The sequence below is a fragment of the Psychromonas sp. L1A2 genome, from assembly GCF_009828855.1.
Classification (GTDB): Bacteria; Pseudomonadota; Gammaproteobacteria; order Enterobacterales; family Psychromonadaceae; genus Psychromonas.
On record NZ_WUAG01000002.1, the window covers coordinates 327,914 to 353,777 of the forward strand.

The following is a 25,864-nucleotide window of genomic DNA, read 5'->3' on the forward strand; positions in this document are numbered from 1 at the left end:
TTAAGATTCAATATTTATCATTTGAGCAAAAGTAAACCAAACCCTGAATTGGTACGTATAACGAGGTATAAAATAAAAAGGAGTTCATTATGTTTTCAATATTTAAAAAAGATCCAACTAAAAAGCTTAAGAAGCAATTATCTATTAAGCTCGAGCAGGCAATGAATGCACAAAGAAATGGAGATATAAGAACATTTTCACAACTGAGTTTTGAAGCACAAGAAATTGATAAGCAAATTGAAGCAATAGAAGTAGAACTAGAATTAGAAGAAAGTAAGTGATTTAAGTAATTAAATACAACTACCTTTTATAATATTTATTACCGTTTCATTTATTGTATTGTTGAGCGAGTGCCAAACAAGCCGGCACCCACTTAATAATAGAATGACTTAAAAATGAAAAAAATTATGAATATGATTTCTCAAACTCTTTCTTTGACTCATCTTTAGCCATTCCATATTTTTCTTGCATCTTACCTTGGAATTTTTCAAGGTTACCATCGATTTCTTGTAGATCATCATCGGTTAATTTACCCCAATTCGCTTTAAGTGTACCTGAGACCTGTTTCCACTTACCTTTCATAATATCGTTATTCATCAGAGTGACTCCTTAATTTATTAAAAGCAGCGGTAAAATTAAAGTATATTTACCGCGATAAGTACGTTCAATATAAACTTATCAAGTTCTATGCCAAAAAATAAACAATTGATTTTAAAAGGAAATTTATTTTAAAGAAAAGTATGAGAAGACTTACTATGTAACTATTACATAGCATTTTGTCAGGTTTTCAATATTAATAAAATGAGTGTCCCATTACTCAGCATGACTAAGAGAGTAGAAAAGCCTAACAAAAAATAAGTTGCAGGTTTAATACGGCCCCTGCTACTTTTTTCCTACATAAACTAATTCGCTCAATAAAGGAAAATGATCTGAGTCAATTGATGGCATTCTGTGTATTGCACCTAACTCAAAATGATCACTATGAAAGATATGATCTAAAGGCCAACGTAGGAATGGATAATTAGCATGAAAAGTATTAAACATACCTCTTCCCATTCTTGGGTCTTTTAGTCCGCTAATATGCCTGAATGCACGAGTAGTCGGTGACCAAGCTACATCATTTAAATCCCCAGTCACAATAATAGGTTCCGTTTGACCTGCAACTTTTTTTGCAATAACCAATAACTCTCTATCTCTTGGCGTTGATGTTGTGTTTTCTGTTGGACTCGGTGGTGCAGGGTGAAGAAAATGAGACTTAATTTTAATGCCACTTTTTAATACTAAATAACAATGTATTGAAGGGATCCCTTCTTCAATAAGGTGTAATAATTGCACATCTTCTAATACAAACTTACTGTAAAGATGCATACCATATAAATTATCTAACGGCTGATTAACTCGATGTGGATAATCTTTATGAATCGGTTCTAACGCTTTTTGCCACCACATATCGGTTTCTAACGTAACCAACACATCTGGTTGATGTAAGTTAACCAATTCAATTAATTTGTCAGCAGAACGGTTTGTCATTAGCACATTACTGGTCATTATTTTAATCGATTGGGCATTAGCAGAAGAAGCTTTACGAACTTGTATTGGGTACAGTCTTGTATAAGGAAATATCCAAGCTATCTGATAAGCAGACAATAACCCGTTTATAATCATAAAGGTAATTTGCATGATAGGTGAAACGATATAAAAGCTAACAATAGTAAGAGAGACAGTGATCACTGCAATTTGTACTCGAGGAAACTCCCACACTCTCGACAACCAGTGATTGGTTGGCAATAAAGGGGCGACGGTAACGCCCAGCATAATACTCGTAAGCAAAATAATAGAAACGTCAAACATATTCAATTCTCTCAATATTAAATCAATACACTTTTTCAATACACTCAATAATATACAGCTTATTTGTATATGGAACCTTAAACAGAAAAACCATAGTATTCATTAAAAATAGATATTTTGCTGCATCAGTTTCCTCACCTGTCACTATACTATTGTTAGGCTGTGGCTTAATGGGATTAAGCTTAGCAAGAAAAAAGAAACAGCTATAATTTAATAGTGGTCTTTCCCCATAATAGTAATATTTCACTATTATGAATCATTACTTTACCTTTCTGTTATCCCTATATTAATCTTCATTTTATACCTCTTTGTTCACGAGCTTCTTCAATACTGCCTGCATTATGTAGATTTTTGTAGCCTGCTTGATCTAAAGCTGAAATTGCAATATCCGATCTCCCACCTGTATTGTCATATAAATAAAACTCTGTATTTATATCTGGGTAAAGTGTACGTACTTCTCTCACAATATTTGAATGTGAAATACGTAAATCTCCTTTAATATTATCTTTTTGATTTTCCACCAATGTACGAACATCAATCCACACCTTTTCTGCAAAAGAGAAAGAACTAAATAGTGTCGTTATCATTAATAAAGCTGGTAAAATAAGCGCTTTAATTTTCATTATTTAACTCCTTCTATAATGGATATTTATACCCATGCTTACACCAATACCCAAAGACTAATTATGTTCATTTTTATGATTGATTCATAAATAATCCATAAGCTCAATATAAGTGGTTATTTAGTCACAAGATCTCGGCATTCTTTCATGGAATAAACCATTGATTCGACACGTTCGATATAACTGTAATCAGCAATAGGAGATAAGCCTAATATAGCGCGACGTAACATATCAAAGGCAATTGCGGTGGTTAAATCACGTATATGGTTTCTACTACGTTTAGCTGAAAACTTGATTTTTTGGCAAACAACTTGATCTCCTGTTTTCACTGCAATAGCCACAGTTCCAACCGGGTTATCAATAGTCCCTCCGGCAGGTCCTGCAATACCGCTAGTTGCAATAGAAAAGTCTGACTCTACCATCTTTGAATAAGTACAAGCAGTACCAGCTGCCATCTGTGCTACACAAGCTAACGAAACTTCAGATTGATCTAAGATAGTCTGTTCACTAACATCTAACAATGCGACTTTTGCTTCATTGCAGTAGGCAACAATAGCGTGTTTTAAATAGTGAGAACTGCCAGAGAATGCGACCAATTGGCTGCATATTTCACCACCAGTTAATGATTCGGCTATAGTGAGTGTTTTTTCTCTTTGTGTTAAAAGTTCATGTATTTCTGCCGCTAATGTACCTTTATTTCGAGCGACGATACCATCACCTAATACCTTAGTTGCCTGTAATATAGCTTTATCTTGTTCTTCTTTACTCACATCACGCGCAATTAACTTTAATTCTAGATAAGGCATATATGAACGGTAACCTAAGGTGATCCCTTCTGGCCAAGTTAATTTCTCTAAACGCCCTGCCATGTCTGACTCACCAATACCTAAACTCAACAATTTGGTGACTTCTACTTTAGTCTGTAAATTAGTTTGTGATTTTACAAAAGGAATAAATTGTTCTATCACCATTTTTTTATATTCATGAGGCACACCCGGCGTAAAAAAGAACCAACTTCGATTTAGCTTCACTCTAAACCCACAAGCCGTACCAACAGGGTTATCAACAACGATTGCTCCTTTTGGCAACAGCGCTTGCTTTAAATTCTTTGGATTTAACTCAACATTGCGTTCTTTAGCCCACAATACAAGTGTTTCACGCCAAGCTAAGTTTTCTTCTAATTCAACGCCCATGGCATCAGCCATGGCTTGAGCTGAAAGGTCATCCGCTGTTGGCCCCAAACCACCATTCACTAAAATGATATCGGCGAAAGTACTACGCTCTTGAAAAACGTCAACCAAATCGCTCAAGCGATCGCCTACGGTCGTTCGACGATGCATTTCAAAACCATTGTCCATCAATTGGTTGCCTAACCATGCGGCATTAGTATCGACAATTTGTCCCGCAAGTACTTCTTCGCCTGTACATATCATTTCTAGTTTCATTAGCGTCTCATTAATAGATCTTTGGTGTTCAGAAATTTAGTTATTTAGTAATACCAATCTAAGTAATTATATCGTCATTTATGCTTGTTAAAATGAATCCTAGCTTCGTTGTTGGTTTTGTAATGAAAATAACTAATTACTGCAATCAACGCCTTGCTATCATCCATTTTCCCTAACGCCTAAATAGCTCATTTACTTATCCAGATTGGTATAAGCTATCTATCGAACAACTAAATCGTTATTGGAAGATGTTGGAATAATAGTTAAATCTAGCTTCTTTTAATTAAAAGCTTACGCATAACTTATTTACTTTAACATGCTCTATTCAAAACAATAACTAAGGAGTTAATAAAGTTAATCGCTTTATTAACTTAGGTAACTTTTGACGAATCAGTTTATTTAAATAATAGAACTTACTTTCTCAATAATTCCATGAAAAATAATATGGTTTGCATGACTTGATTTAACATTCATCGAGTAATTTATTAGTGTTACAAATCCACAAGGTACTTTATGATGATAAATTGCTGTAGCATGACTTTAAAATCAAATAACATTTAGTTTTCACCTAGAAAAAGTCAACAATAAAAAGCATGGTTAATATGAATAATGAACTACTCCCTGACATCGTGTCTTTTTTACAAACTATCCCTTCTTTTAACAAATTATCCTCTGATACGCTTAAAGAAATAGCCGATACCGTTAAGATTATTCAGCTTAATGCGGGTAAAATTTTAAATCATGATCCTGATATTTCATACCTTTACATTATTCGTAATGGAATAATCGAACAAAATAACCCCGATGGAAGTTTACGTTCCAAACTCGGTAATGATGATATCTTTGGCTTTAATCAGCAACCAGGAGATGGATCTGAGCATTATTCAATTACTGCTATTGAAAATACTCTACTTTATCAGTTTAACTACGAATCCTTAGTAAAACTAATCAATGACTATCCACATATATTAAGTCAGCTGGATTTAAGTTTACGTACTCGTTTAAAAGCGACGACCACTGAAGCGGATGATTCTCGACATTCATTCCATCAATATATGCGTCCATGTGACGATGTAATGAGTAGTAAATTAGTACTCGTTTCAGTTAATGACACTATTCAAAGTGTTGCACATCAAATGCGTAATATAACGGGTATCTCTTGTGCTTTTATTGTCGCTGAAGATAAAACCTTAATTGGCTTAGTAACCGATAAAGATATTACTCAACGAGTTGTTGCAGAAGCGCTCGATGTACAGCAACCTATCGGTTCCGTCATGACAGAAAACCCACATACCATTTATGCAAATGAACTGGTGATGGAAGCGGTACAGTTAATGACAAAGTACAACATTCAAAACATCCCTGTTATTAATAAAAAACAGCATGTTATTGGCTATATTACACCTAAAGATTTGATACAAAACAGTGGTGTACAAAGTATTTATTTGGTGAATAAAATTCGTCACGCTAGCTCATTACAACAACTTATTTCGTTATCCGAACAACGTAATGCAGCTTTTAAAGAGATAATGGAGAGCACCTCTTCATCTAGTTTAGTAGCACAAATTTTGACGACTATTTATGATGCTTTTAATTGTCGATTAATTGAATTAGCCATTGAAAACTTTGGTACCCCACCCTGTGCTTTTTCTTGGATTGTTGCAGGCTCCCATGCCCGTAACGAAGTCCACCTAGCTTCAGACCAAGACAATGCATTAATTCTTGATAAAAACGCAACAAAATCCGACCGCATTTATTTTAATCATGTCGCGATGACAGTGTGTAAAGGCTTATCCAAACTTGGCTATACCTTATGCAAAGGACGCTTTATGGCTGCGACACCAAAGTGGTGTCAAAACATTAAGGTATGGAAAGAGTATTACGATTCATGGAGCCAAAAACCTGAGTATGAATCATTATTAAATCTGAATGTGTTTATAGAGATCCGCCATATATATGGTGATAAATCATTATTTAGAGAAATAGATGCCCATCGTCATCAACAGATTACTTATAATTTTCCATTAACAATCGCATTGGTTAGAAATGCATTAAGAACTCGCCCTCCTCTTGGTATTTTTCAAAATTTAGTCTTAGAAAAAGATGGTAACAATAACAACGTACTTAATATCAAAAAAGCGGCGATAGGGTGTATTGTCGATATTGCTCGAATTTATGCAGTGATCAATGACTGTAGAGATATTAATACCAGTGATAGAATCAAATGGTTATATCAAGCCAAAATATTAAATAAAGCTACCTACCAAGATTTGATTGGCACCTACCAGTATGTCACTCATTTAAGGTATCAACATCAGCAACAGTCCATTGAAAATAACGTTAAAATAGACAATCTATTAAAACCTAATTTATTTGGTAGTTTTGAGCGCCAGCATTTAAAAGACTCGTTTCGTATTATTTCGAATTTCCAAAATATACTTAAAATGAAATATCTAAAATAAGACTTAGTTTAAGACGTAAGTTAAGGTCTTTCGAAGATTACCTTCGTTAATCGTCTGCCTGGGAATTAACCAAAAGAGATTAATGTTTTAATCGTTATTCCCTTTACGTAACTTACTACTAAACTTACTACCAAACTGACTACCAAACTATGAGTTATTTTAACCAGTGCAAGAGATCAGTTAATTAGCGAGATTGATATAATGTAATTTAAGCTATAATTCTGCTCATAGAAAAATATTATCCCTAAGCCCCTATTTATCCATTTCCTCTACTTTGACACAAAAAAGCTAAATAACCTGAGCTCGGGATAAAAATTGAACTAAAAGCTAACTCCACGATCTGACCTTTCGACCAAGAAACAACAAATCGCAAGGAGTTAGCTATGAATAAGTTAGTGTCGATGATTTTTGTGCTGTTTTTATGCCTCAATGGTAGAAATACTTAATTGAAAGTGGAGAAAGAAAGCGCAATAGGCAAAGTCGTATGAGTGCCAGTGAAATAATGACAATTATTATTGCTTTTCACATGTCATATCACCGAGATTTTAAAAATTTTTATATCGGCATTGTGCAATGCTATCATCATAATGATTTCCCAAACTTACTTAACTTGAGATCGGGTTAATACATTGCTATTAAACCTGTTTTTTCTATATCTGTAATATTTAGAGAAGGCTTTTGTGGTTTAAGGCAATAAGCGATTAGACCACCTAATAAATTCAACATAAGCCCATGTAGGCAGTGGTGTCTAGAGTGCTCTATTTGCAAAATATTTTTTAGTTGATCATTAATTGTTTCAATAATAAAGCGTTTTGAAAGCATCGCTCTGTCCCAAGCGGATAATATTTTGCGTTTTATATTTCTTTTTTGAGTTGTGATAAGTGTTACGCCATCCTCTGCAAGGTCTACTTAAAGCACTTTACTGATATAACCTTTCAGCATATAGTTTATCTAATAAACTTTTTGATAACGCCTGTACTGGCTTTCTATCATCGACATTTCCGGTTGTCAGTTTGACTGCGACAATATCACCTAAATGATTAACAATAATGTGTAATTTAAATCCATAGGACCATCCCATTGTACCTTTGCCTCGCTTTGCAGAATCAGCAAATACTTTGTGTATTCGGATTCTTAAATTGTGGCAAACTTTGATACTTGTTGAGTTAATAAACTCAATGCCGTTGGCTTTCCTTTAAGGAAGGTGAAGTAAGCGCTAAGTGATACCAATACAGAAGGCATCACTTCCAGAAACCGAGTGTAGCGAAGTAGCCTCAACTCTGGTTAATGAAACCATAATTATATTTAAAATCAAAAGGTTATAATAATTACCATACAGTGCCGTTAGTTTTGCGTAGTTCAAGGCGAATTATTGAAGCAATAGCTGGTTATTGAGAAATAATTTAACGCAGAAATCCGCGTAAGCCGCGGTGTTGTATCGCTTTGCTTATCCAGAGCTGAGGTTATTTAGACTCCAAGCATAAAAAATACTGCAACAATGCATTCAAAGAAGTCATATTATTTAACCTCGTAAGCCATCGACTTAACAGCTTCCTCAACATCCATAAAATAAATCTTAGTTAAACATACTTGTGCTTTGCTAAACTCATGTGAGCGTATTAAATCAGTTACTTGATTTGTAGACAGGCGTTGTTCTGATTTATGTAAATTGAGGTTAGGTTCAATTAAGTAACACTGCCCTGTAGAGTCGATAATGTAGTCGTCATCGGTAAAAATAAGATCGTTACATTCAATTATGAAATCAGCATTTTCAGCTAAATAAATAAGTTCATCATCCCCTTCTAGGGTTAATAAACAAGGCCAAGAAACCATTAACACTCCTCAATAAATAGATACATAAATAATTTAAATTACGGATAAACAAACCAATACAGAACAGTTATTTCCTCGCATTTCTGTGTTAAATCCTCTTACAATAATCCGTTATTGCTTCGTTGTAAGTTTCGTAAAGGTAACACTTATTGAAGCATTAACGCATTAATGCATTAATGCATTAACATTTTATAGTTAATTCTCCGACACACAATTAACGAAGTTAATCTTCGAAAGGCCTCAACTTACGCCTTAAACTAAGTCATTTTTTCTGCGCTAAACTTAAATCACTTATTTAACCTCAACTTTGGTTGACGAAATAAAAATTATATTTAAAATTAAAAGGTTATAAAGTCATCTAGTCAGTACCGTTGGTTTGCGTAGTTCAAGGTGAATTATTGAAGCAATAACGGGTTATTGAGAGATAATTTAATGCAGAAATCCGTGGAAATAGCGGTGTTATATCGCTTTTTTATCCAGAACTGAGGTTATTTAATATAATTGGTATTGTAATACCAATCACACTAATTAAGTTATCTATTTTACTTGTTAAAATAACTTATTTCTTCGTTGTAAATTTCGTAAAGGGAACACCATTTAGCTCAATTTTCGCCTTGAACTAAGTCATTTTTCCTGCGCAAAATTTAGATCACTTATTTAATGTAATCGGTATAAGGAGAAACAGCCCTTTTTTATTTGGGAGTAACATAAAAAATATAGCTGCAATCATTAATATTAAAAGGAACATAAATAAGGAAGGCGACAAGGTTAAAAGAGGTTAAAAGAGGTTAAAACTAGAGTAACGCTTCGAAGTCATCTATCGTCTCATTTAGCTTGGTATTAAGGTGTTTTAATTGTTTTTCATCCAGTGAAGTTACGATTTTCTCTAACGTATTAATCCTTACTCTTTGGTTATGCTCTAGTATGTTTGAATATCTCTCTGAGCGTAATAAATTTGACTCTAGGATTGATTGCTTTAACGCTAGTTCAAAGCCCTTTTTCTTCTTTTCAGTATCGCCTAAGCTTCGAGCTCGTATTACATAAGCTTTTCTTATTGAACCAGCCCAGTGACGACGAAATTCAATACGTTCTTGAAAACTAGATAATAATTGATTATTACCATCATTAAGGAGTTTCTTTTGTTGTGCATTTAATCTTCCAATAAATGAGCTCAACTGTTCTTCAAACTTTTCAAGCCTCTTCTCTGTTCGTCTTTCTTTATTTTCTTGTTCAAACCTTTCAATTTTATCAAGATTCTGTTGCTCAAACTCAACTAAAAAACTAGCAGCTTGCTTATCACTTAAGGAATAAGCCAACGCAACGACTTCAGGCTCAGCCTTGGTTAAAGCAACTTCTAAAAAGGTTTTTACAGACGTAACATAACTTTCAATATCAGAAAGGGTAACGCCTTTATTGAAATCAGCTTGGATAGCTTTAATTTGAAGAATATAATTTTGTAGCTCTATATTTCTATGCCACACCAAAAAAGCATCTAACTTAGTATCAAACTCATCTTCTTGTATGTCAGTTAAATTGACATAGTCATCTACATACCAAGAAGCAAGCCAATCCAAATTATTATAAGCTAACTTTGTGCTACATGAAGTGATGCTAAACACCATAATTACAAACATAAAAGCATAAATTGAATTTTTCATTCTCAGAGAGATCCTTCTTATATGGCTAACTATGCATTCAAAATAATGATGACTAAACCAATTAGTAAATTAGAAAGTTAAAGTGCCTGTATTAACAATTTTAATTTAAAAAATAGTATTTATTCTCAAATGTTTATTTCTTTAATTCAGCTAACTTAATATGAAGTGCAAGCAACACATCATCACCTATTAACTCGGCTGTGTGTCCATGAATGTTCAAATCAAAAACTTCATTTTCTTGTAGACGATCTTTGGCAATAAAAATATCACCCGCCTTAAAATCTCGATAGTCTTCATTACGCAAAGCTATACGTAATATACCTGAACGAACAATAATAAGCGTTGGGTCACCAGCAACATGCCATGAGCTAAAATAACCTGGTTCACTCATTCGATGTCGAAAATTAAGGGCATCCATTCTATCCGTGATAAATAACCCGTTATAGTCTTGGACAGAATACTGCACATCATTAAAGGTTGAATAACTTGTTTTCCCCAAGCGGTTAATGGTTGAGGCCAGTACTGGTACGTAGATATGGTTCAATATGAGACACTCCCAATAGATAATTAATGAATGATTAAATTCATAACGTCAATAACTTATCGTATTAAAAGCCCCTTTAACAAGTTATATCTACAAAAGATACAATACCTTAGCACCTACTTGCCCAGTTTTTCATTCCACAGAGTCACTTTGTTACGACCATTTTGTTTGGATTTATATAACGCTAAGTCAGCTTGATGAATTAACTCTGCCGGTGTTTGAGCATTAAATTGAATAGATGTCACACCGAAACTACAGGTAACAGTGACTCCATCAAAATAACTTGCCTCAACTTTTTTGCGTATAGTCTCTACAATTCGCATCGCTTGTTCAGGCACAACACCTGACAATACAAGACAGAACTCCTCACCTCCATAACGAACGGTAATATCATCTTGGCGCACACCTGTTTGCAATATATTTGCAATTCCGCGAAGAACAGTATCACCTACATTATGTCCATGAGTGTCATTAACTTCTTTAAAACGATCGATATCCACCATGATAACGCAATACTCACCAAGCGATTCTAAATCAACAAAACTTTGATTCATAAGATCAAACAAAGTGCGGCGATTATAACAATTGGTGAGAGGGTCACGCGCAGCTAAGTAATCAAGCTTTCTATTAAGCGTTCGTGAATGATTAAATTGGCGATAAATAAACCACACAGTAAATAAGCAAATTAATAGCAAAGTCACTAAAATTAAATTAGCATATTTATTTTTAGTTAATTCTAATTCAGCAATTTTCTGATCTTGTTTTGACAGTTCTATTTCATTGTTTTTCTTTACTATTTCAAGTTGATCAAGTCGTGTCTTTTCTTTTAATTCAGCTAACTCTACTTCTTTTTTATGTGAGTATAATTTAGCTTTAACTAAGACGATCTCTTTATCTTCTCGTTCTTTCTGTATTAGCCTAAACAACTCGATTTCTTTTTCTGCATAACTTAAAGATGCTTTAAAATTTTGTCGTGATTTTTCTGCTTTTTTTAATTCACGATAAGCATAAAGCATATGAGAAGTAGAATTAACTTTTGTTGATAAAACTAATGAGGCTTTTAGTAGTTTGATGGCTTCTTCGTCGTCTTTGCCAATAAGCATCCCAGCGAGAGGAATTTGTGCTTTAATTTGGTATATTTCACTTTTTATTTCTTTTGCTATATCCAAAGATCTTCTGTAATAAATAATAGCGGCTTCATCATCTTTTTCAGCACGATAGATATTAGCAAGAATACGAGCAGTCAGGGATTCATTGGATTTTTCATTTTCTCTTTGATAAATGATATGCGCTCTTTTTATTTTTTCCTTAGCTGAGTCATATTTCCCAGAGTTAAGGTCTATCACCGCGAGCTCTCGTAATGCAGAAGCCATTGTTTTAGCATTGACTTCTTTTTCAGGTAAATCAATTGTTAAATGATAAAATGATCTAGCCTGTTCAAACTCTTTTAATCGAGTATAAATAAGGCCTATTTCATTCGATGTTTTTGCAATGCCGCTTGAATTATTGACTTCCTGATAATATAGATGAGCTTTATAAATATATTCCAATGATTTTTCATAAAGACCGATATACCGATAAATAATGCCCGCCCCCATTAAAGCTTTCCCTTCTCCAACAGGGTCATTAATTTGTTTATGTACTTCTAATCCTTTCATTGAGTAATCAAGTGCAATGTTATAATGACCAAGATATCGTTCTGCCTCTGCCAGCGTATTTAACGTGCGAGCCATCAGCTTACGATCTTGTATTGTCGTATATATATCTAATGCATTTTTATAAGAAGAGGCAGTTAATTCTCTATTTTTTAGGCGTTTATATGACTCTGCTAGTTTAGTATAAGTTTCACCAAGCTCTTTTTGAACAACTCTGTCATTACCTTTGAGATACGCTAAGGCCTCAATATATTGTTCAATTGCATTTTCATAATGCTTTTGTCGATAGTAACTTTTGCCTTTAACAATAATGGCTAAGGCAATAGGGAAAGGTTTTCCATAATCTTTTGCTATAGAAATAATATCATCTGCTTTCTCATTCGCTTGGTAATAAAGCTTTTGATCTAAGAATGAATTTATATAAGCGACAAAAGTAATTATATATTGTTCTTTATCGCCTAACTTGTCATATATTTTAGAGGCTTGTAAAAAGTGAAACATTGATTGTTTAGTGTTCTTTTGTTTTCTTTCTAATTCCCCTAAAAGTGAGTGAGCATCAGCGGTTATTTTTTCGTTATTATTCTTTTCAGAAAGTTGAAGTGCTTTTTTCGCCAAAATAATACTTTGTTTTCGATTACTGTTTAGTTGAGACGCAGCTTCAGTTATCAGTTCTTTTTCTGTTAATACAGAGAACTCACTTTGTGCAATAGAAACTTGAGGTGAATTTTCTTGTGAATGAACAATACTAGTAAAAAAAACAAGAGTAAAAAGTAGGAAAAATCGAATGGTATAACTGGCAAATAATTGCTTAAAAGAGGCCAAAAGTATTGTAATATAAACACTTTCACCTCGACCGAAGAAAAGTGTAAGAGAAAATCCGCATAGGGTTGAGCCAAACCGCATAGTTACTACCTAAATATTTGTCCTTTACGGAAATAACCGCAAATAGGTTAAAAGTAAATATATTTAAAGATTCTAATGTGTAATTTAAGATCTGGGGGGTACACGATGAATTAAATTTCACACATAACTGTCAGATTAAAAAATATAGAAAAGCTTTATATTCAACATTTACTAATACTGAATAATGACAAGAATGATAAATACCTGACACTTACATTAGTAGTATTTTATTAATAAACAATAAAGATGCAATAATTTATCTTATTTTAGTCAATTTGTCATTTTTATAACTATTTAAACTAATTTAATGCTAGCTACCATTGATTTTGAAACATGGTTTAAACTGAATTGGAGCTTTAAACTGAAAACTTCCAAGTAATCATTCTGATCCTTCCTTAATATTTCCTATTTAATGACAATAATAAATACCAGATATGACTTAAAGAGGTTGATTTAAAGTGGTTTAATTTGAGACAAAGGTTATTGATGTAAAATTAATGAAAGGCTTAAGTCAGACTAGGTTTAAGAATAAAATGATATGGAAAACTTAGTTGTACTTTTATATCACACTGACAACAGTCCATAATGTATTGTTAATCTATAAAACTTATTAACAGACTTTAAATTTTATATAATATTCATTATTTATCTTTTTCATAATAATTTATTTAATAGATACAACATCAACCCATTTAAAAAGAAATATTTAGTGAGTGCTTTTAACATTAATAAATTCAACAACAAACAATAACTCTTATTGGTTATTCTTTTGCTTTTATCAATCAAATTATTATAAATAAACGACAAACACATGATATAGTCAACTATTTACCATTTTTGATATTTATATTGTCTTATTGGTTTTTTATCTACTATCTTTTGATTTGAATATTTTAAAAAGAAAAGGAATTCTTTAGTGCCTAGAATTATAAGGCTGTCTATTTGTTTACTTGTATTATTTAGTAACTCGCTATTTGCAAAAGAGTTACAACAGGTAACATTGCAACTCTCATGGTACGAGCAATTTCAATTTGCTGGTTATTACATGGCTAAAGAAAAAGGTTTCTATAATGAAGAAGGCTTAACCGTTGACATAAAACCTTTCGACGTTAAAAATCAGCCTATTACTCCTCAAAAAGTTGCTGATGGAGACATTGACTTTGCAGTAGCAAAAGAAACCCTCATTCTCTCAAAGTCACATAGTAAAAGAATAGTGTTTCTATATGCATTATTCCAATCAAGTCCACTTGTATTATTAAGCACTAAAGCATCAAAGATAGATTCTTTTGCGAGATTTATTGATAAAAGAGTGATGGCTAGCATTGCCGATGCTAAACAAGCATCATTAAAAGCAATGCTTAATGCTAATAATGTTAAAGAAGATGATTTGATTTTTTTAAATCACTCTCACAACATAGAAGACTTAATCAATAAAAAAACAGACCTGATGTCTGCTTATATATCTAGAGCTCCATATTATTTAGAAAAAAAGGGAGTGCAGTACAATATTTTCAATCCAAAAGACTATGGATTTGATTTATATAGTGACTTTTTATATACAAGCGAACACTTTATGGCCAATAATATTGATACAGCTAAGGCATTCAGAAAGGCCTCTTTAAGAGGATGGCAATATGCGTTTGATAATATAGCTGAAACCGTGGATATCGTATTCGACAAGTATAATGAGCAAAATTTAACTAAAGAAGCACTGCTGTTCGAAGCCCGTGAAGTTAAAAAACTAGCTTATTTAAATACGACAGAAATTGGATCGATCAACGAAAACAAAATAAGAAAAAGCTTCGAACTTTACAAAGTGTTAGGCATTGAAAAAGACGCAATTGATTTTACACAACTTATTTATGATCCTAAAAAACCAACTATATTCCTAACTGAACGTGAAAAAATTTACTTAGAAAAAATACAAAAAATAACCATTTGTATCGACCCTAACTGGTTACCTTACGAAGGATTCGATGATAATGGAAAACATATCGGTATCAATACTGAGTTTCTCGATATTTTTAGAGAACAGCTACCTGTCCCATTAGAAACCGTGAAAACCGATTCTTGGAGTCAATCTGTTGAATTTGCTCAACAAAGGAAATGTGATTTACTTTCTTTAGCAGGCTCAACCCCTGAAAGGAAAAAGTACCTTAACTTTACTTCTCCTTATTTGGTATACCCTCGCGTACTAGTGACCAAAACAAACTCCCCTTTCATTAATAATTTCACACTTTTAGCTAATAAAATAATAGGTGTACCTAAGGGATATGCGCACCAAGAAATTATAAAAAAAGACTACCCTGAAATAATTTTAGTTGAAGTTGACACTATAAAAGACGGTCTTCAAAAAGTCATTGATGGTAGCCTTTATGGATTTATCGGCAGCTTGGATACAGTTGGCTTGTTCTTAGAAAGTGAGTATTTAGGAAAACTTAAAGTCAGTGGAAAATTTGCTCCAGATAGAGAATTGGGAATAGCGGTCAGAAATGATGACCCCTTATTGTTGAATATTTTTGATAAATTAGTAAAAAACTTGTCTCAAGAACAAATTAATAACATTACCGAAAAAAAGACATTAGTCAAATATGTAGAGAAAGTAAATTACGACATATTGTGGTGGAGTTTATTAATAGTGATAGTAATTATTTCCGCTTTTATATATAGGCAACATGTACTAAATAGCTTGAATAAAAAACTCAATAGAAAAGTAGCAGTAAAAACCAAAGCATTACTCTATTTGAACGCAAGTCTTGAGTTAAAAATTCAAGAACGAACAAAAAAAATAGAACACTCAAAAGAACTATTACAGAGTGTAGCCTATAGAGATAGTTTAACTGGGATCTTTAACAGACACTACCTGTTAGAAAAGTCTGATTCGTTTTTTCAGGAGTCTAATTTACTTAATACCCCATTATCTATATTACTAATAGATATTGATTACTTTAAAAAAGTAAACGATGTTTACGGTCATCTAACTGGCGATAGAATATTAAAATATTTTGTAAGCAATATACAAAAAGAATTAAGAGCTGATGATTTATTTGCTCGGTATGGCGGTGAAGAGTTTATATTATTATTGCCAAAAACAAATCTTGATGAAAGTTCAAAAGTTGCTGAAAAACTCAGACGAATTATAGAAAAAAACCCATATAACACAGACACATTAGATACCGTTATCAATATCACCATTAGTATTGGGGCAAGCCAGTATCAACAAGGAGAAACTTTAGAAAAGCTTATCGATAAAGCAGACTCTGCGCTATATCTAGCTAAAGAAGGTGGAAGGAATCAAGTTCAAATAATTGACCAAGAAGAGTCTGATATAAAAAAATAAACTAACAATGTCAGCATTAATAAAAGCTTTATTTTTAAAGTTCATTATCAGCTTAGTTATACTAATCAATCTAAGTAACCTAAATTTCGGATAAGAAGATCGATACAACATCATTATTTTAGACTGTAATAAAAATTGTGTAACTGCTTATTTATAATCCTACTATTTAAAAAACTATCACTGCTTACTGCACAGAAGAGACAGTCGTTTATTTAGCCATTGGCAATATGTAGATAAATCGCAAAACTACAAAATTAAAGTTATAAGTAATAAGGTAAGTAACGATACAGATATTGTGAAACGATGGGCCATTAACAGTAAAGGCATTGCCTATCGTTCTAAAATAGATATTTCGAAAGATTTACGTAATGGTAAATAAATACAATTATTGGCAAATTATCAATCACCTTCCGTAGAACTTCACTTAATTTGTCCAAGTAGAAAATAAGTCACTCCTGCTGTCATCGCATTTAGAGAGCGACTAAGGGAACGACTCAAATAATCAGTTTTAAACAGTACTAAAACAATCATTTTTATAAGTTAATAAACTATCATGAGATATTGAAGGGAACGCTAATTACCAATATCACTATCAATAATTAGAGTACATAAAATATCTGTTAATTTGGTTGTAATGTCGCTTGTTTAAAACGAGAAAATAAAGGTTTCTTCCGCTGGGTTAATACGTTTCCTAATATTACTAACACCAAACCAAGTGTTGAAAGTAATGTCCAATGATAACCTTCAAAAACAGCAGAGGCGCTTAATGCCACAATCGGTGTTAACACTAATATATAAGCAGCATTACTCGCGCCTAAACGGTCAACCAAGATAAGATAAAAAGTAAACCCAAGCACAGAAGCAGGAATAGCGAGATACAATAAACTGCCTATGTATTCAGTGGTCATTGTAAATTCAAAAGGCAGCCCTCGAACTAAAATGATCAATAATAATGCAGCACACCCATAAAGCATCGCATAACTGGTTGCAGTAAAAGGTTGAATATTATTTTTTGTATTACGTATGCTGAGCATATTACCAATTGAAAAACACCAAGTACCTAAAAGAGCAAAGAACAGCCCGTATAAGGTATTCTGTGACCAGTCTGTTTTCAGTAAATCCCCGGTAAATAATAAACTAATGCCGGCTAATCCCAACACCGCACCTAACCAAAAGTTAGCACTGGTTTTAGTTTGATAGAAGAAACGACTATGCACCGCATTAAAAATTGGAGCTGTCGCCATAAAGACAGCCACTAAACCGCTCGGGATATACAAGGTTGCACTGTAAAAGGCTAAAAAATTACAGCAAAATAAACATATACCTTGTAGTGCTAAAAAAGATTGATCTCTTGGTTTTACTGGTTGAAGTTTTCGCCAACACTTTCCAATGATGAACATAATAATCGCAGCAATAGCAAAACGATAAAAAATAGACACTTCCATCGGTACATCGCCATGCTGCCATTTAATCGATATCCACGACAATCCCCAAATAAAAACCATTGATATATAAAGTAATACTGACATCCTTTGCCCTTAATAATAAAACTTATCATTGAATTTCATCATGCAGGATTTAACCAATAAGAAATATCACAATCACATTAAAACTAACACGATATTGCGGTTTTATAATCAATAGCAACGCGTAAAGAAGAGTATAAGTTGAGCTATTTAATATTAGTGTTAGTATTTTCTTATCTATTTTTATAATCACTCCTATAACAACAAGTATTTTATATAGAGGCATTTTGATGCAATGTTGATGAATGACACTAATGTAAGCAGTATTGAGGTGGGTCATATTGAGACAAAAAAAACCCATTTACATGTTGAGACATCCAATACCAGCTTTCAGCAATCAGTTAACAAAATCTGTTTAAGAGAAAGGTCTTTAACGGATGCATTATCATGGGCACATTATCAAAATGAAAATGACCATGTGTATTATATAAATAAAAAGCAACATACCTTAAGTTTATATATGACTGGAGGTTACCAAACACATCGTACTGATATTCGCTCAGGGTTTGGGGCACCAGGTAAATTTTGTTTAATGCCAAAGGATTCAGAAAGTCATTGGCAGCTTGGGCAAACGCAACAGTTCATGCATTTATACTTTAATGATGACTATCTCAAACAACTTGCTTTAAAAGTATTTGATATTGACCCACGCATGTTACAACTACCTGAGTTAACCTTTACCACAGATATCGCTACTGAAGCCTTATTTAGACACTGTATGGCTACGAGTAATTGGCATAGTAAAGATGACCATCTTGCGATGGAACAAATCACCAATACAATATTAGTATCGATGATACAGAACATGGGGATCACTAAGCTAATAGCGCCTATCAAAGGAGGTTTGTCACCTAAGATTACCGCATTAGTTTGTGATTACATGCAAGCTAACTTTCATCGTCAAATTTACCTCAATGAGTTAGCTCAGTTAGCACAATTAAGCGAATATCATTTTTGTAGGATGTTTAAACAAAGCTTAGCCCAAACACCACAAGCATATTTGTTAAGTATTAGAATAGAACAAGTAAAACTAAGACTGCACAATAAATTAGAAAGCATCACTGACATAGCGCTTCAGTGCGGTTTTTCTAATCAAAGTCATATGGGACGATACTTTAAAAAAGTAGTAGGGGTATCACCTCGTCAATATCGAGGTGTGATTAGCAACTAAAAACGGTATGGTCCGAAAACAGTTAAGGATTACTTAATAAAATGGTTTAATAAAATGGCTTAATAAAGTCATTCAATAACGCTGTTTAATAAAGCCATCCCATAAAGCTATTTAATAAATAGCTTTCATTTAAAGCGTAATTATTTTCACTGACATGACAACAATTACGGGTGAATAATGACGCAAAATTAATGAAGATACTCAGCACTATAATAGCCTTTTTTGTAAGCTAAACTGCCCCACAATGCATTCGCTTTTGCTTTATCAATCATTGTTTCTGGCATCTCTTTACTATCCAGTTGCGTAGTTTTAGCATCATAATGAAAGCCCAATGGTGGCTTACTAGGCTGTAAAATAACTACATCATTATTATTGTCCATCCAAGCATAATTTTTATAAAACTGCATCATTGCTCTTAATTTTGTCTTCTCAATATCTTTAGTCATATCATGCCCAATCATAGGCGTTACATTATCAATACCCATCAATGATAATAACGTTGGCGGTAAATCGATTTGACTGGCTAAACGATCATCTTGTTGATAGCCAATACCTCCACCAAAAATAACCGCAGGTATTCTAAAGTGATCAATAGGAACTAATTGATTACCGTATGCTCGTGAATCGTGATCCGCAACAACCACAAATACCGTATTATCCCAGTAGTCTGATGCTTTGGCTTTTTCAATGAACTGTCCCAATTCATAATCAGAATACTTAGCTGCGTTTTCACGTGTCTGTTTTGGTGAGTTATAAGGTGTAATTAACCCATCTGGATAATCAAACGGTGAATGATTTGACGAAGTGAACACTAAACTAAAAAAGGGTTTTCCTGATTTATTAAGCTGTGAAAATTGTTGGTCTGCTTTTTTATATAAATCACCATCACAAGCCCCCCAAGCACCAACAAAATCAGGATTTTCAAACGTAGCAAAATCTTGCATGTCACTAAAACCATTACCCAAGAAGAAGCTTTTCATATTATCAAAATGGCTTTCACCACCATAAATAAATTGCGTATGATAACCTTTGTTTTTTAATAAATCGGCAATCGTAAAAAAGTTGGTTTGGCTTTGTCCTAATTTAACAACCGAACGCGCTGGTGTTGGTGAAAACCCAGTGGTGACTGCTTCAATACCACGTACAGATCGAGTTCCCGTTGCATACATGCGATTAAAGCTCCAACTTTCTTTTATTAATGCATCTAAATTCGGTGTTAGTGGTAATCCTCCTAACCCTCCAACATAACGCGCCCCTAAACTTTCTTGCAATAGAATCACTAAGTTCTTAGGTTTGCCTTTATAGGAAGCTGAACGGTTAACTAAAGTTGGCATTATTTCAGTGTTATTACCATTAAGCGGACTGTTTTCTGAAGAGGAGGATTCAATATGAAATGAACCGACTTTGGTAGACATTGATTCTCTGACGAGACGAATAATGTTAGCTTTGTCCATTTTTCCATAATATTTAAATGCATCATCTTCCGCACTCATCTGCTTAATAGAAAAGAACAGTGAATAGGAAGAGTTTAAGGTTAAATCATTCATTAAAGGGTCTGTTGAGAAGGCAACCATAGCCGGATTCAAAGCACGATGTCCCAATGAAGATCGCGCCCCAATAAAACAAATTGAAACAGCCAGTAAGGCAATCACTGGACGCCAATACCACTTAGGAAAGGTTAATCCTGTCACAGCATACCGGCTAAATGTCCAAGCACCATAAATAGTAGCAATAGAGATAATCGCACCTAACAATAACTCAAGCTTATAACCACTCAATAACATACCGAAAACTTCTTTCGGATAAATTAAATATTCAACAAATAATCGATTAGGACGAACATCGTACTCCATAATAAATGAAGGAGTGACCACTTCCATATAAACAACTAACCATATACCAACAATAATCCAAATTCGTAAAAATGCTGAACAAACTTTTCCAATAGTATTGTTATTTAAAAATAAACTACTCACTAGCGCAGGGATGGCAAGCAGATAACCTAAACTGGCAAGGTCAATACGTAACCCACTTAAAAAAATAGCCATCCATCCATTAACATCATTAATTCGCTCGCTTTGCCATAATGACAAGCTCAACCGAGAAAGCATGAAAATAGATAAACAAATAACAAAGGTGGAAATGATAGGAAATAAAACGCCTAAACGTTTTTTGAGTGAAAACGACATACCATATCCTGAGATGAATGAACTTAACGATAAAGTATCATTACTAGCTTAAGGAACACTGAGAGTAACCTTAAGATTTGCTTAAGATTAATACCAAAAGAATTAATAAGGTGATCATTCTTGCTGGTTAAAATCTCCCCTAACTGCGTTGTGAATTTTGAAGTGAAAACAACTATCTCCTACAACTCACGCCTTATTAGTGTTAATTTTTCCTGCGCAATCTCTGATCACTTATTTAATTCCATTGGTATAATTACTTTATTACAGCAAATAGCCGAGTTATTTTGAATCCATTACAAAGGTAAAACGGGAAGAATGTTAATAAGAAAGCGGCAGGAATGATTAGCAGTAAAACTGCTGCTGTTTTTGTTAAATGTTATTTTTAAACATGAATACAATAAATATTTAAAGCCATCTTAAATATTCACCTTCCTGTAAAAGGAAGATGAATTAACTAAAGTATTAATAGAGATGAAATTGAATTATAGAGGGTGAGCTAAAAAGCCATTTATAAAAGCTATTACAGAAGCTATTTACCAAAAAAGGAGGCTCACATTACAAGCATGTGGAAACCAACACCTGCAATACCAGCACCTAAATATCTTAATAATTGAGCCCCACTTTTTAATTTCAACAGAACAAGACCGATAAAGACACCTGCAATATGTATAATCGCAGTACCAGCAACAAAGCCAAGTGCGTAATACATAGGTTTAGCTAGATAAGGCATTTCTGAACCATGTGCGTGGCCATGAAAAATGGCAAAAATACCAACAAACAACATTGCTAGCAAAGCGGGAAATTTTTTCTCTGATGCAATAGAAAGCCCTAATGCAAGTACTGACAAAATAATACCTAGCTCGACAGAAAATAATTGAATATCTTCCATCCCAAGGATCCCTCCAATCAACATAACGATCACAAAAGTTGCAGGTACTTTCCATATCGCTTTCCCACCCATCTGAGCACTCAAAATCCCCACACTTAACATAGCGAGTAGATGATCAAACCCAAGTACAGGATGACTGAATCCGGACATAAAGCCACCAGCACCATGTACAGTATGTGCGTAAGCTAAATTAGGGAGAACTAACATGATTCCAAGCAGTGTAATTAATACTTTTTTCATTCGATTACCTATGAAGTTTATTGTTATTATTTTTATTACAGATAGTTTTTATTACAAATGGTTTTCATTATTGATATTGCTATCAATAATCATTAAGTTTAACGAAATTAAAAAATTATGCGAGGGGAACTATGATAAAGAAGTACGATAAAGCATCATGATTATGTACTCAGAGAGGTTAATGAAAACATTAACCTCTCTGAGTAGAATAGGATCCTATTTTAGACAGCAATCATATTGTTATCATGAATATTGAAGAAGGCTAATAACCTTGAAGCCCTTAGAATAAAACCCTACTGAAGAATATTAATCAACTTTATTAGATTTTAGTGAGCGTAAAAATAGCCCAAGTCCACCGACAGACAATACCAAAATAACAATAAGATCAAATGAGGTCATAGTACGCATACTGAACCTGACGCTAGCTATAACACCAAAGATTAATGCAGTAAGAGAACCTATAGAAAGGATCCAGCCTAAAATATTTCTAGCATTATAAAAGATAAGACCGATACCAAAAATAAAAGGGATCATCACCATACCGCTAGTGATACCAATACCACCAAAGTTATTGAAACTATAAAGTCGAGATCCAAATCCAAAACTGGACGTCACCGTGATAGCATTAAGTAGCATATAAAAGCCACCACACATCATAATCAAACCAATGAAAAAATTGCCAACACCACCTGAACTTCCACCTGCTCCATTCATCTTATTCCGAACCTTTTATATAATTGAAATAACTAAGTTAATATCATAAAAGTATAACTAATAAAGCACAAAAAGTACTCTGAAACCAATATTAAGTTAATTATTCCTTTGTCTATTATTCACTCTATTCATACTTTTTATTAGCATTTCTATTAACTTAACTTTTCATCAATGACTTTCATTTTTTAGCTCGATTAATGATAGCGCCCCAATTCATCATAAATTATTTTCAAGAAGACTATTGGGAGTACATTAATAAAATGTGGCAGATTAAGCTTTGAAGTGCATTCCAGTTACGGCGGTTAAATATGCATCATGTTGATATGCATTAAGCGTAGTTGGCAATTCAATTTTGTTTTTCTTCTGCATAGCGGCAGTCGTTTGTGGAGAGATTAACGTTACCTCACCCACCGTTGAAAGTTGAATTAGCCCTTCCATTTTAAACGTATTTGCCCCACCAGCAAACCGCCCTGTTTTCCCACGTTTTTTAATAAATATTTTTTCTATCTGATTATCGAGAACAAAAGTATCAATCGCTTCTTTGAAAGATAAGACATCCGCATTAACATCTCCATCACCTAATGAAATTTTCTTTGTTTTTAAGTTCACATGATGAAAGTCTTCACCCTCTGTTTCCAATACCACTAAAATGGCATCACTTGCTTTTAATTCTATGCCGCATATTTTCATAATAATCCTTTGTATAATGTCTAATAACGTCATCGTGCATTTGAATGCCTTACGACGTTCATGATTAAAATATTATGTTAATCACGCTTACTTAGTAACTGCTCTCTTAGTTTTAGGTTTAGTATTCGCACTAGCCTTAGTCGTTTTCTTAAAGCCCGTTGTTTTTCTAGGTGTCGGTTTTCTTTTAGAAAACGACTTTTTAAACCCCGCTGGATTAGCCGGTAAATTAATTAATGCTTGAGGACCATCAGCGATCGCTTTACTGATAATATTCCCGAGCTGATCTTGCAATGGAAATACAAAGCCTTGATAAGTTTGTTCTTTTTGGCTAATGGCATTTAACTGCATTTCCCATAACGCCGTCATATCAGGCAACGTTAAGCTATCTGGCAAGCTTTCAATTAACTTTCGCCCCACTTCAGTTGCTTGAATAGTTTTGCCAATTCTTTGTAAAAATTGACGCTTAAACAATAATTCAATTATCCCTGCTCGGGTGGCTTCTGTTCCTAAACCGTCCGTTTCTTTCAGTATTTTTTTGAGCTCAGGATCTTTTACAAAACGAGCAATATTACTCATAGCCGCCAACAAAGTTGCATCAGTAAAAAAAGCGGGAGGTTGTGTGTTTTTATCCAGCACTTCGCCACGTTCACAATGTAATACTTGGCCTTTTTTGAGCGTTGGTAAAAAGCTTTCAGTTTCTTTTTGTGAGAACAGTATCTTCCAACCATCACTTTGTTTCGATTTTGCTTTGCTGATAAACAAGCCTTGGTTTATTTCTATTTCAGCAATACATTCCGCATAACAATAATCATCATAAAACTGACAAAGGTACTGACGCGCAATTAATTGATAAATATTCTTTGAAACCAAGTCTAATGTGTTGGTAGATTTTTTTGTATCCGTAGGAATAATCGCATGATGTGCATCGACTTTACTGTCATTCCATGCACGCCCTTTGATTGATAAATTAGCACCTTGCACCGCTTCTTTCATTGCACTGTCGTTATTCTCAATTGCTTGAGTAACATACTTCGCTTGTTGATGATGATTACGCGGTAAATAACGCGAATCTGAACGCGGATAAGTGATTAGTTTATGCCTTTCATAAAGCCCCTGTGCAGCATCTAACACTTGCTGTGCGCTATAACCAAAACGCTTTGCGGCATCAATTTGTAAACTAGATAAATTATAAGGTAATGGTGCGACCTGTTTTTTATTTTTATTAATGAAGCTTTTAACTGTAGCGGGTTGATTAGTAATACGTGCCGCTACGTTTTCTGCCAACCCCTTTACTAATACACGCCCCTCTGAATCTTGATAAGGTGCACAAGCATCACTTGGTTGCCACTTAGCTGTAAAATTAGGTTCATTTTTATGTTGATTCATAGCCTGGCAATGCGCGAGTACTTCATAAAAGGGTTTACTAACAAACTGCTCAATTTCTTTATCACGCCTTGCTACTATGCCCAATAACGGTGTTTGTACTCGACCAACCGATATCACTCCTTTGTAGCCAGATTTTTGTGCAAGTAAGGTATAAGCGCGCGTTAAATTTAAACCATATAACCAATCTGCACGGGTTCTCGCTAAAGCTGACGTTGAAAGAGGAATAAAATCTTGATTTGAACGCAATTGCTGTAGCGAACGTTTGACTGCATTAACCGTTAAATCGCTAATTAAACAACGTTCTACTTGCTTTAGTTTATTGCCTTTTACACCACTAAAATGAATTACTTCGTCGACTAAAAGTTGTCCTTCTCTATCTGGGTCACCCACATGCACTAATTGATCGGCTTGTTTAATTAGCTTTTTTAAAATACTTAATTGTTTACTTGTGGTTGCAACAGACTTTAATTTCCATTTTTCAGGAATAATTGGAAGGTGTTCAAATTTCCATTGCTTAAAACTAGGATCGTAAGCTTCAGGATCAACCTGTGTTAGTAAGTGCCCAATACACCAACTAACAACATCACCGTTACCTGCATAGATGCATCCATCAGCTTTACGATGTGGTTTTGGCAGTGCATCTGCAACTGCACGACCTAAGCTTGGTTTTTCAGCAATATATAATTTCAACGAACACTCCAACTGTTTTTATAAACAGTATTTTATATGGTGTAATAATTCAAGT

Annotated in this window: 18 protein-coding genes and 2 pseudogenes; 5 read left to right on the plus strand and 15 right to left on the minus strand. The window is 33.8% G+C overall.

Features of this window, described 5'->3' with window-relative positions:
* Positions 1-89: 89 nt before the first annotated feature.
* Positions 90-281 carry a DUF6435 family protein gene (locus tag GQR59_RS11955; RefSeq protein WP_160063027.1) on the plus strand — a complete coding sequence of 64 codons (192 nt, stop codon included), beginning with the start codon at positions 90-92 and terminating at the stop codon, positions 279-281.
* 124 nt (positions 282-405) lie between these two features.
* Here GQR59_RS11955 and GQR59_RS11960 read toward each other — a convergent pair whose 3' ends face one another.
* The 4 genes from GQR59_RS11960 to GQR59_RS11975 form a co-directional block, all read right to left on the minus strand.
* Entirely contained in the window at positions 406-597 is a 192-nt protein-coding gene (locus tag GQR59_RS11960) for a CsbD family protein (RefSeq protein ID WP_160063029.1), read from the minus strand.
* A gap of 285 nt (positions 598-882) precedes the next feature.
* Positions 883-1,851: an endonuclease/exonuclease/phosphatase family protein gene (locus tag GQR59_RS11965; RefSeq protein ID WP_160063031.1), complete on the minus strand. Its 969-nt coding sequence runs from the start codon at positions 1,849-1,851 to the stop codon at positions 883-885.
* A 293-nt stretch (positions 1,852-2,144) separates the two neighbouring features.
* Complete coding sequence (locus tag GQR59_RS11970; RefSeq protein WP_160063033.1) at positions 2,145-2,474, minus strand: rhodanese-like domain-containing protein; 330 nt, start codon at positions 2,472-2,474, stop codon at positions 2,145-2,147.
* A gap of 116 nt (positions 2,475-2,590) precedes the next feature.
* Positions 2,591-3,919: a CinA family nicotinamide mononucleotide deamidase-related protein gene (locus tag GQR59_RS11975; RefSeq protein ID WP_160063035.1), complete on the minus strand. Its 1,329-nt coding sequence runs from the start codon at positions 3,917-3,919 to the stop codon at positions 2,591-2,593.
* A gap of 602 nt (positions 3,920-4,521) precedes the next feature.
* Here GQR59_RS11975 and GQR59_RS11980 point away from each other — a divergent pair.
* Together GQR59_RS11980 and GQR59_RS18690 are read left to right on the plus strand one after the other, a co-directional pair.
* Positions 4,522-6,381 carry a DUF294 nucleotidyltransferase-like domain-containing protein gene (locus GQR59_RS11980; protein WP_160063037.1) on the plus strand — a complete coding sequence of 620 codons (1,860 nt, stop codon included), beginning with the start codon at positions 4,522-4,524 and terminating at the stop codon, positions 6,379-6,381.
* Between the two features lie 421 nt (positions 6,382-6,802).
* Positions 6,803-6,991: pseudogene (locus GQR59_RS18690) on the plus strand (IS982 family transposase); the annotation flags it as partial.
* An 11-nt stretch (positions 6,992-7,002) separates the two neighbouring features.
* Here the strand turns inward: GQR59_RS18690 and GQR59_RS18695 are convergent.
* The 5 genes and pseudogenes from GQR59_RS18695 to GQR59_RS12005 form a co-directional block, all read right to left on the minus strand.
* Positions 7,003-7,653, minus strand: a pseudogene (locus tag GQR59_RS18695) (IS982 family transposase); the annotation flags it as partial.
* Positions 7,654-7,899: 246 nt separating this feature from the next.
* Positions 7,900-8,214: a DUF4144 domain-containing protein gene (locus GQR59_RS11990; RefSeq protein WP_160063039.1), complete on the minus strand. Its 315-nt coding sequence runs from the start codon at positions 8,212-8,214 to the stop codon at positions 7,900-7,902.
* Positions 8,215-9,008: 794 nt separating this feature from the next.
* On the minus strand, positions 9,009-9,872 hold the full coding sequence (locus GQR59_RS11995) for a DUF6279 family lipoprotein (RefSeq protein WP_160063041.1): 864 nt from the start codon (positions 9,870-9,872) through the stop codon (positions 9,009-9,011).
* A gap of 133 nt (positions 9,873-10,005) precedes the next feature.
* Complete coding sequence (locus GQR59_RS12000) at positions 10,006-10,416, minus strand: hypothetical protein (RefSeq protein ID WP_160063043.1); 411 nt, start codon at positions 10,414-10,416, stop codon at positions 10,006-10,008.
* Between the two features lie 116 nt (positions 10,417-10,532).
* Positions 10,533-12,686: a tetratricopeptide repeat-containing diguanylate cyclase gene (locus GQR59_RS12005; RefSeq protein ID WP_160063044.1), complete on the minus strand. Its 2,154-nt coding sequence runs from the start codon at positions 12,684-12,686 to the stop codon at positions 10,533-10,535.
* A gap of 1,204 nt (positions 12,687-13,890) precedes the next feature.
* Between GQR59_RS12005 and GQR59_RS12010 the strand changes: the two genes are divergently transcribed.
* Entirely contained in the window at positions 13,891-16,314 is a 2,424-nt protein-coding gene (locus tag GQR59_RS12010) for a diguanylate cyclase (RefSeq protein WP_236546754.1), read from the plus strand.
* Between the two features lie 620 nt (positions 16,315-16,934).
* Here GQR59_RS12010 and GQR59_RS12015 read toward each other — a convergent pair.
* On the minus strand, positions 16,935-17,843 hold the full coding sequence (locus GQR59_RS12015; RefSeq protein WP_160063048.1) for a DMT family transporter: 909 nt from the start codon (positions 17,841-17,843) through the stop codon (positions 16,935-16,937).
* Between the two features lie 238 nt (positions 17,844-18,081).
* On the opposite strand from GQR59_RS12015, the gene GQR59_RS12020 reads away from it, so the two are divergent.
* Positions 18,082-19,011 carry a helix-turn-helix domain-containing protein gene (locus tag GQR59_RS12020; protein ID WP_160065151.1) on the plus strand — a complete coding sequence of 310 codons (930 nt, stop codon included), beginning with the start codon at positions 18,082-18,084 and terminating at the stop codon, positions 19,009-19,011.
* Positions 19,012-19,199: 188 nt separating this feature from the next.
* On the opposite strand, the gene GQR59_RS12025 is transcribed toward GQR59_RS12020, so the two are convergent.
* From GQR59_RS12025 to GQR59_RS12045, 5 genes are all read right to left on the minus strand, one after another.
* Complete coding sequence (locus GQR59_RS12025; RefSeq protein ID WP_160063050.1) at positions 19,200-21,200, minus strand: LTA synthase family protein; 2,001 nt, start codon at positions 21,198-21,200, stop codon at positions 19,200-19,202.
* A gap of 550 nt (positions 21,201-21,750) precedes the next feature.
* Positions 21,751-22,329, minus strand: a complete 579-nt coding sequence (locus GQR59_RS12030) for a HupE/UreJ family protein (RefSeq protein ID WP_160063052.1) — start codon at positions 22,327-22,329, stop codon at positions 21,751-21,753.
* A gap of 306 nt (positions 22,330-22,635) precedes the next feature.
* Positions 22,636-23,043 (minus strand): hypothetical protein, encoded by a 408-nt coding sequence (locus tag GQR59_RS12035; protein ID WP_160063054.1) that lies wholly within the window; start codon positions 23,041-23,043, stop codon positions 22,636-22,638.
* 270 nt (positions 23,044-23,313) lie between these two features.
* The gene (locus GQR59_RS12040) at positions 23,314-23,733 is read right to left on the minus strand and encodes a DUF3010 family protein (RefSeq protein ID WP_160063056.1); all 420 of its coding nucleotides are present in this window, start codon (positions 23,731-23,733) and stop codon (positions 23,314-23,316) included.
* Between the two features lie 87 nt (positions 23,734-23,820).
* A complete protein-coding gene (locus GQR59_RS12045; RefSeq protein WP_160063058.1) occupies positions 23,821-25,809 on the minus strand; it encodes a DNA topoisomerase III in 1,989 nt (662 codons plus the stop codon).
* Positions 25,810-25,864 lie beyond the last annotated feature (55 nt).

What these genes read in the sequence shown, in the direction of transcription:
- GQR59_RS11955 (WP_160063027.1), top strand. Translation starts at nt 90, where the DNA reads ATGTTTTCAATATTTAAAAAAGATCCAACTAAAAAGCTTAAGAAGCAA.
- GQR59_RS11960 (WP_160063029.1), bottom strand. Translation starts at nt 597, where the DNA reads ATGAATAACGATATTATGAAAGGTAAGTGGAAACAGGTCTCAGGTACA.
- GQR59_RS11965 (WP_160063031.1), bottom strand. Translation starts at nt 1,851, where the DNA reads ATGTTTGACGTTTCTATTATTTTGCTTACGAGTATTATGCTGGGCGTT.
- GQR59_RS11970 (WP_160063033.1), bottom strand. Translation starts at nt 2,474, where the DNA reads ATGAAAATTAAAGCGCTTATTTTACCAGCTTTATTAATGATAACGACA.
- GQR59_RS11975 (WP_160063035.1), bottom strand. Translation starts at nt 3,919, where the DNA reads ATGAAACTAGAAATGATATGTACAGGCGAAGAAGTACTTGCGGGACAA.
- GQR59_RS11980 (WP_160063037.1), top strand. Translation starts at nt 4,522, where the DNA reads ATGAATAATGAACTACTCCCTGACATCGTGTCTTTTTTACAAACTATC.
- GQR59_RS11990 (WP_160063039.1), bottom strand. Translation starts at nt 8,214, where the DNA reads ATGGTTTCTTGGCCTTGTTTATTAACCCTAGAAGGGGATGATGAACTT.
- GQR59_RS11995 (WP_160063041.1), bottom strand. Translation starts at nt 9,872, where the DNA reads ATGAAAAATTCAATTTATGCTTTTATGTTTGTAATTATGGTGTTTAGC.
- GQR59_RS12015 (WP_160063048.1), bottom strand. Translation starts at nt 17,843, where the DNA reads ATGTCAGTATTACTTTATATATCAATGGTTTTTATTTGGGGATTGTCG.
- GQR59_RS12020 (WP_160065151.1), top strand. Translation starts at nt 18,082, where the DNA reads ATGAATGACACTAATGTAAGCAGTATTGAGGTGGGTCATATTGAGACA.
- GQR59_RS12025 (WP_160063050.1), bottom strand. Translation starts at nt 21,200, where the DNA reads ATGTCGTTTTCACTCAAAAAACGTTTAGGCGTTTTATTTCCTATCATT.
- GQR59_RS12030 (WP_160063052.1), bottom strand. Translation starts at nt 22,329, where the DNA reads ATGAAAAAAGTATTAATTACACTGCTTGGAATCATGTTAGTTCTCCCT.
- GQR59_RS12035 (WP_160063054.1), bottom strand. Translation starts at nt 23,043, where the DNA reads ATGAATGGAGCAGGTGGAAGTTCAGGTGGTGTTGGCAATTTTTTCATT.
- GQR59_RS12040 (WP_160063056.1), bottom strand. Translation starts at nt 23,733, where the DNA reads ATGAAAATATGCGGCATAGAATTAAAAGCAAGTGATGCCATTTTAGTG.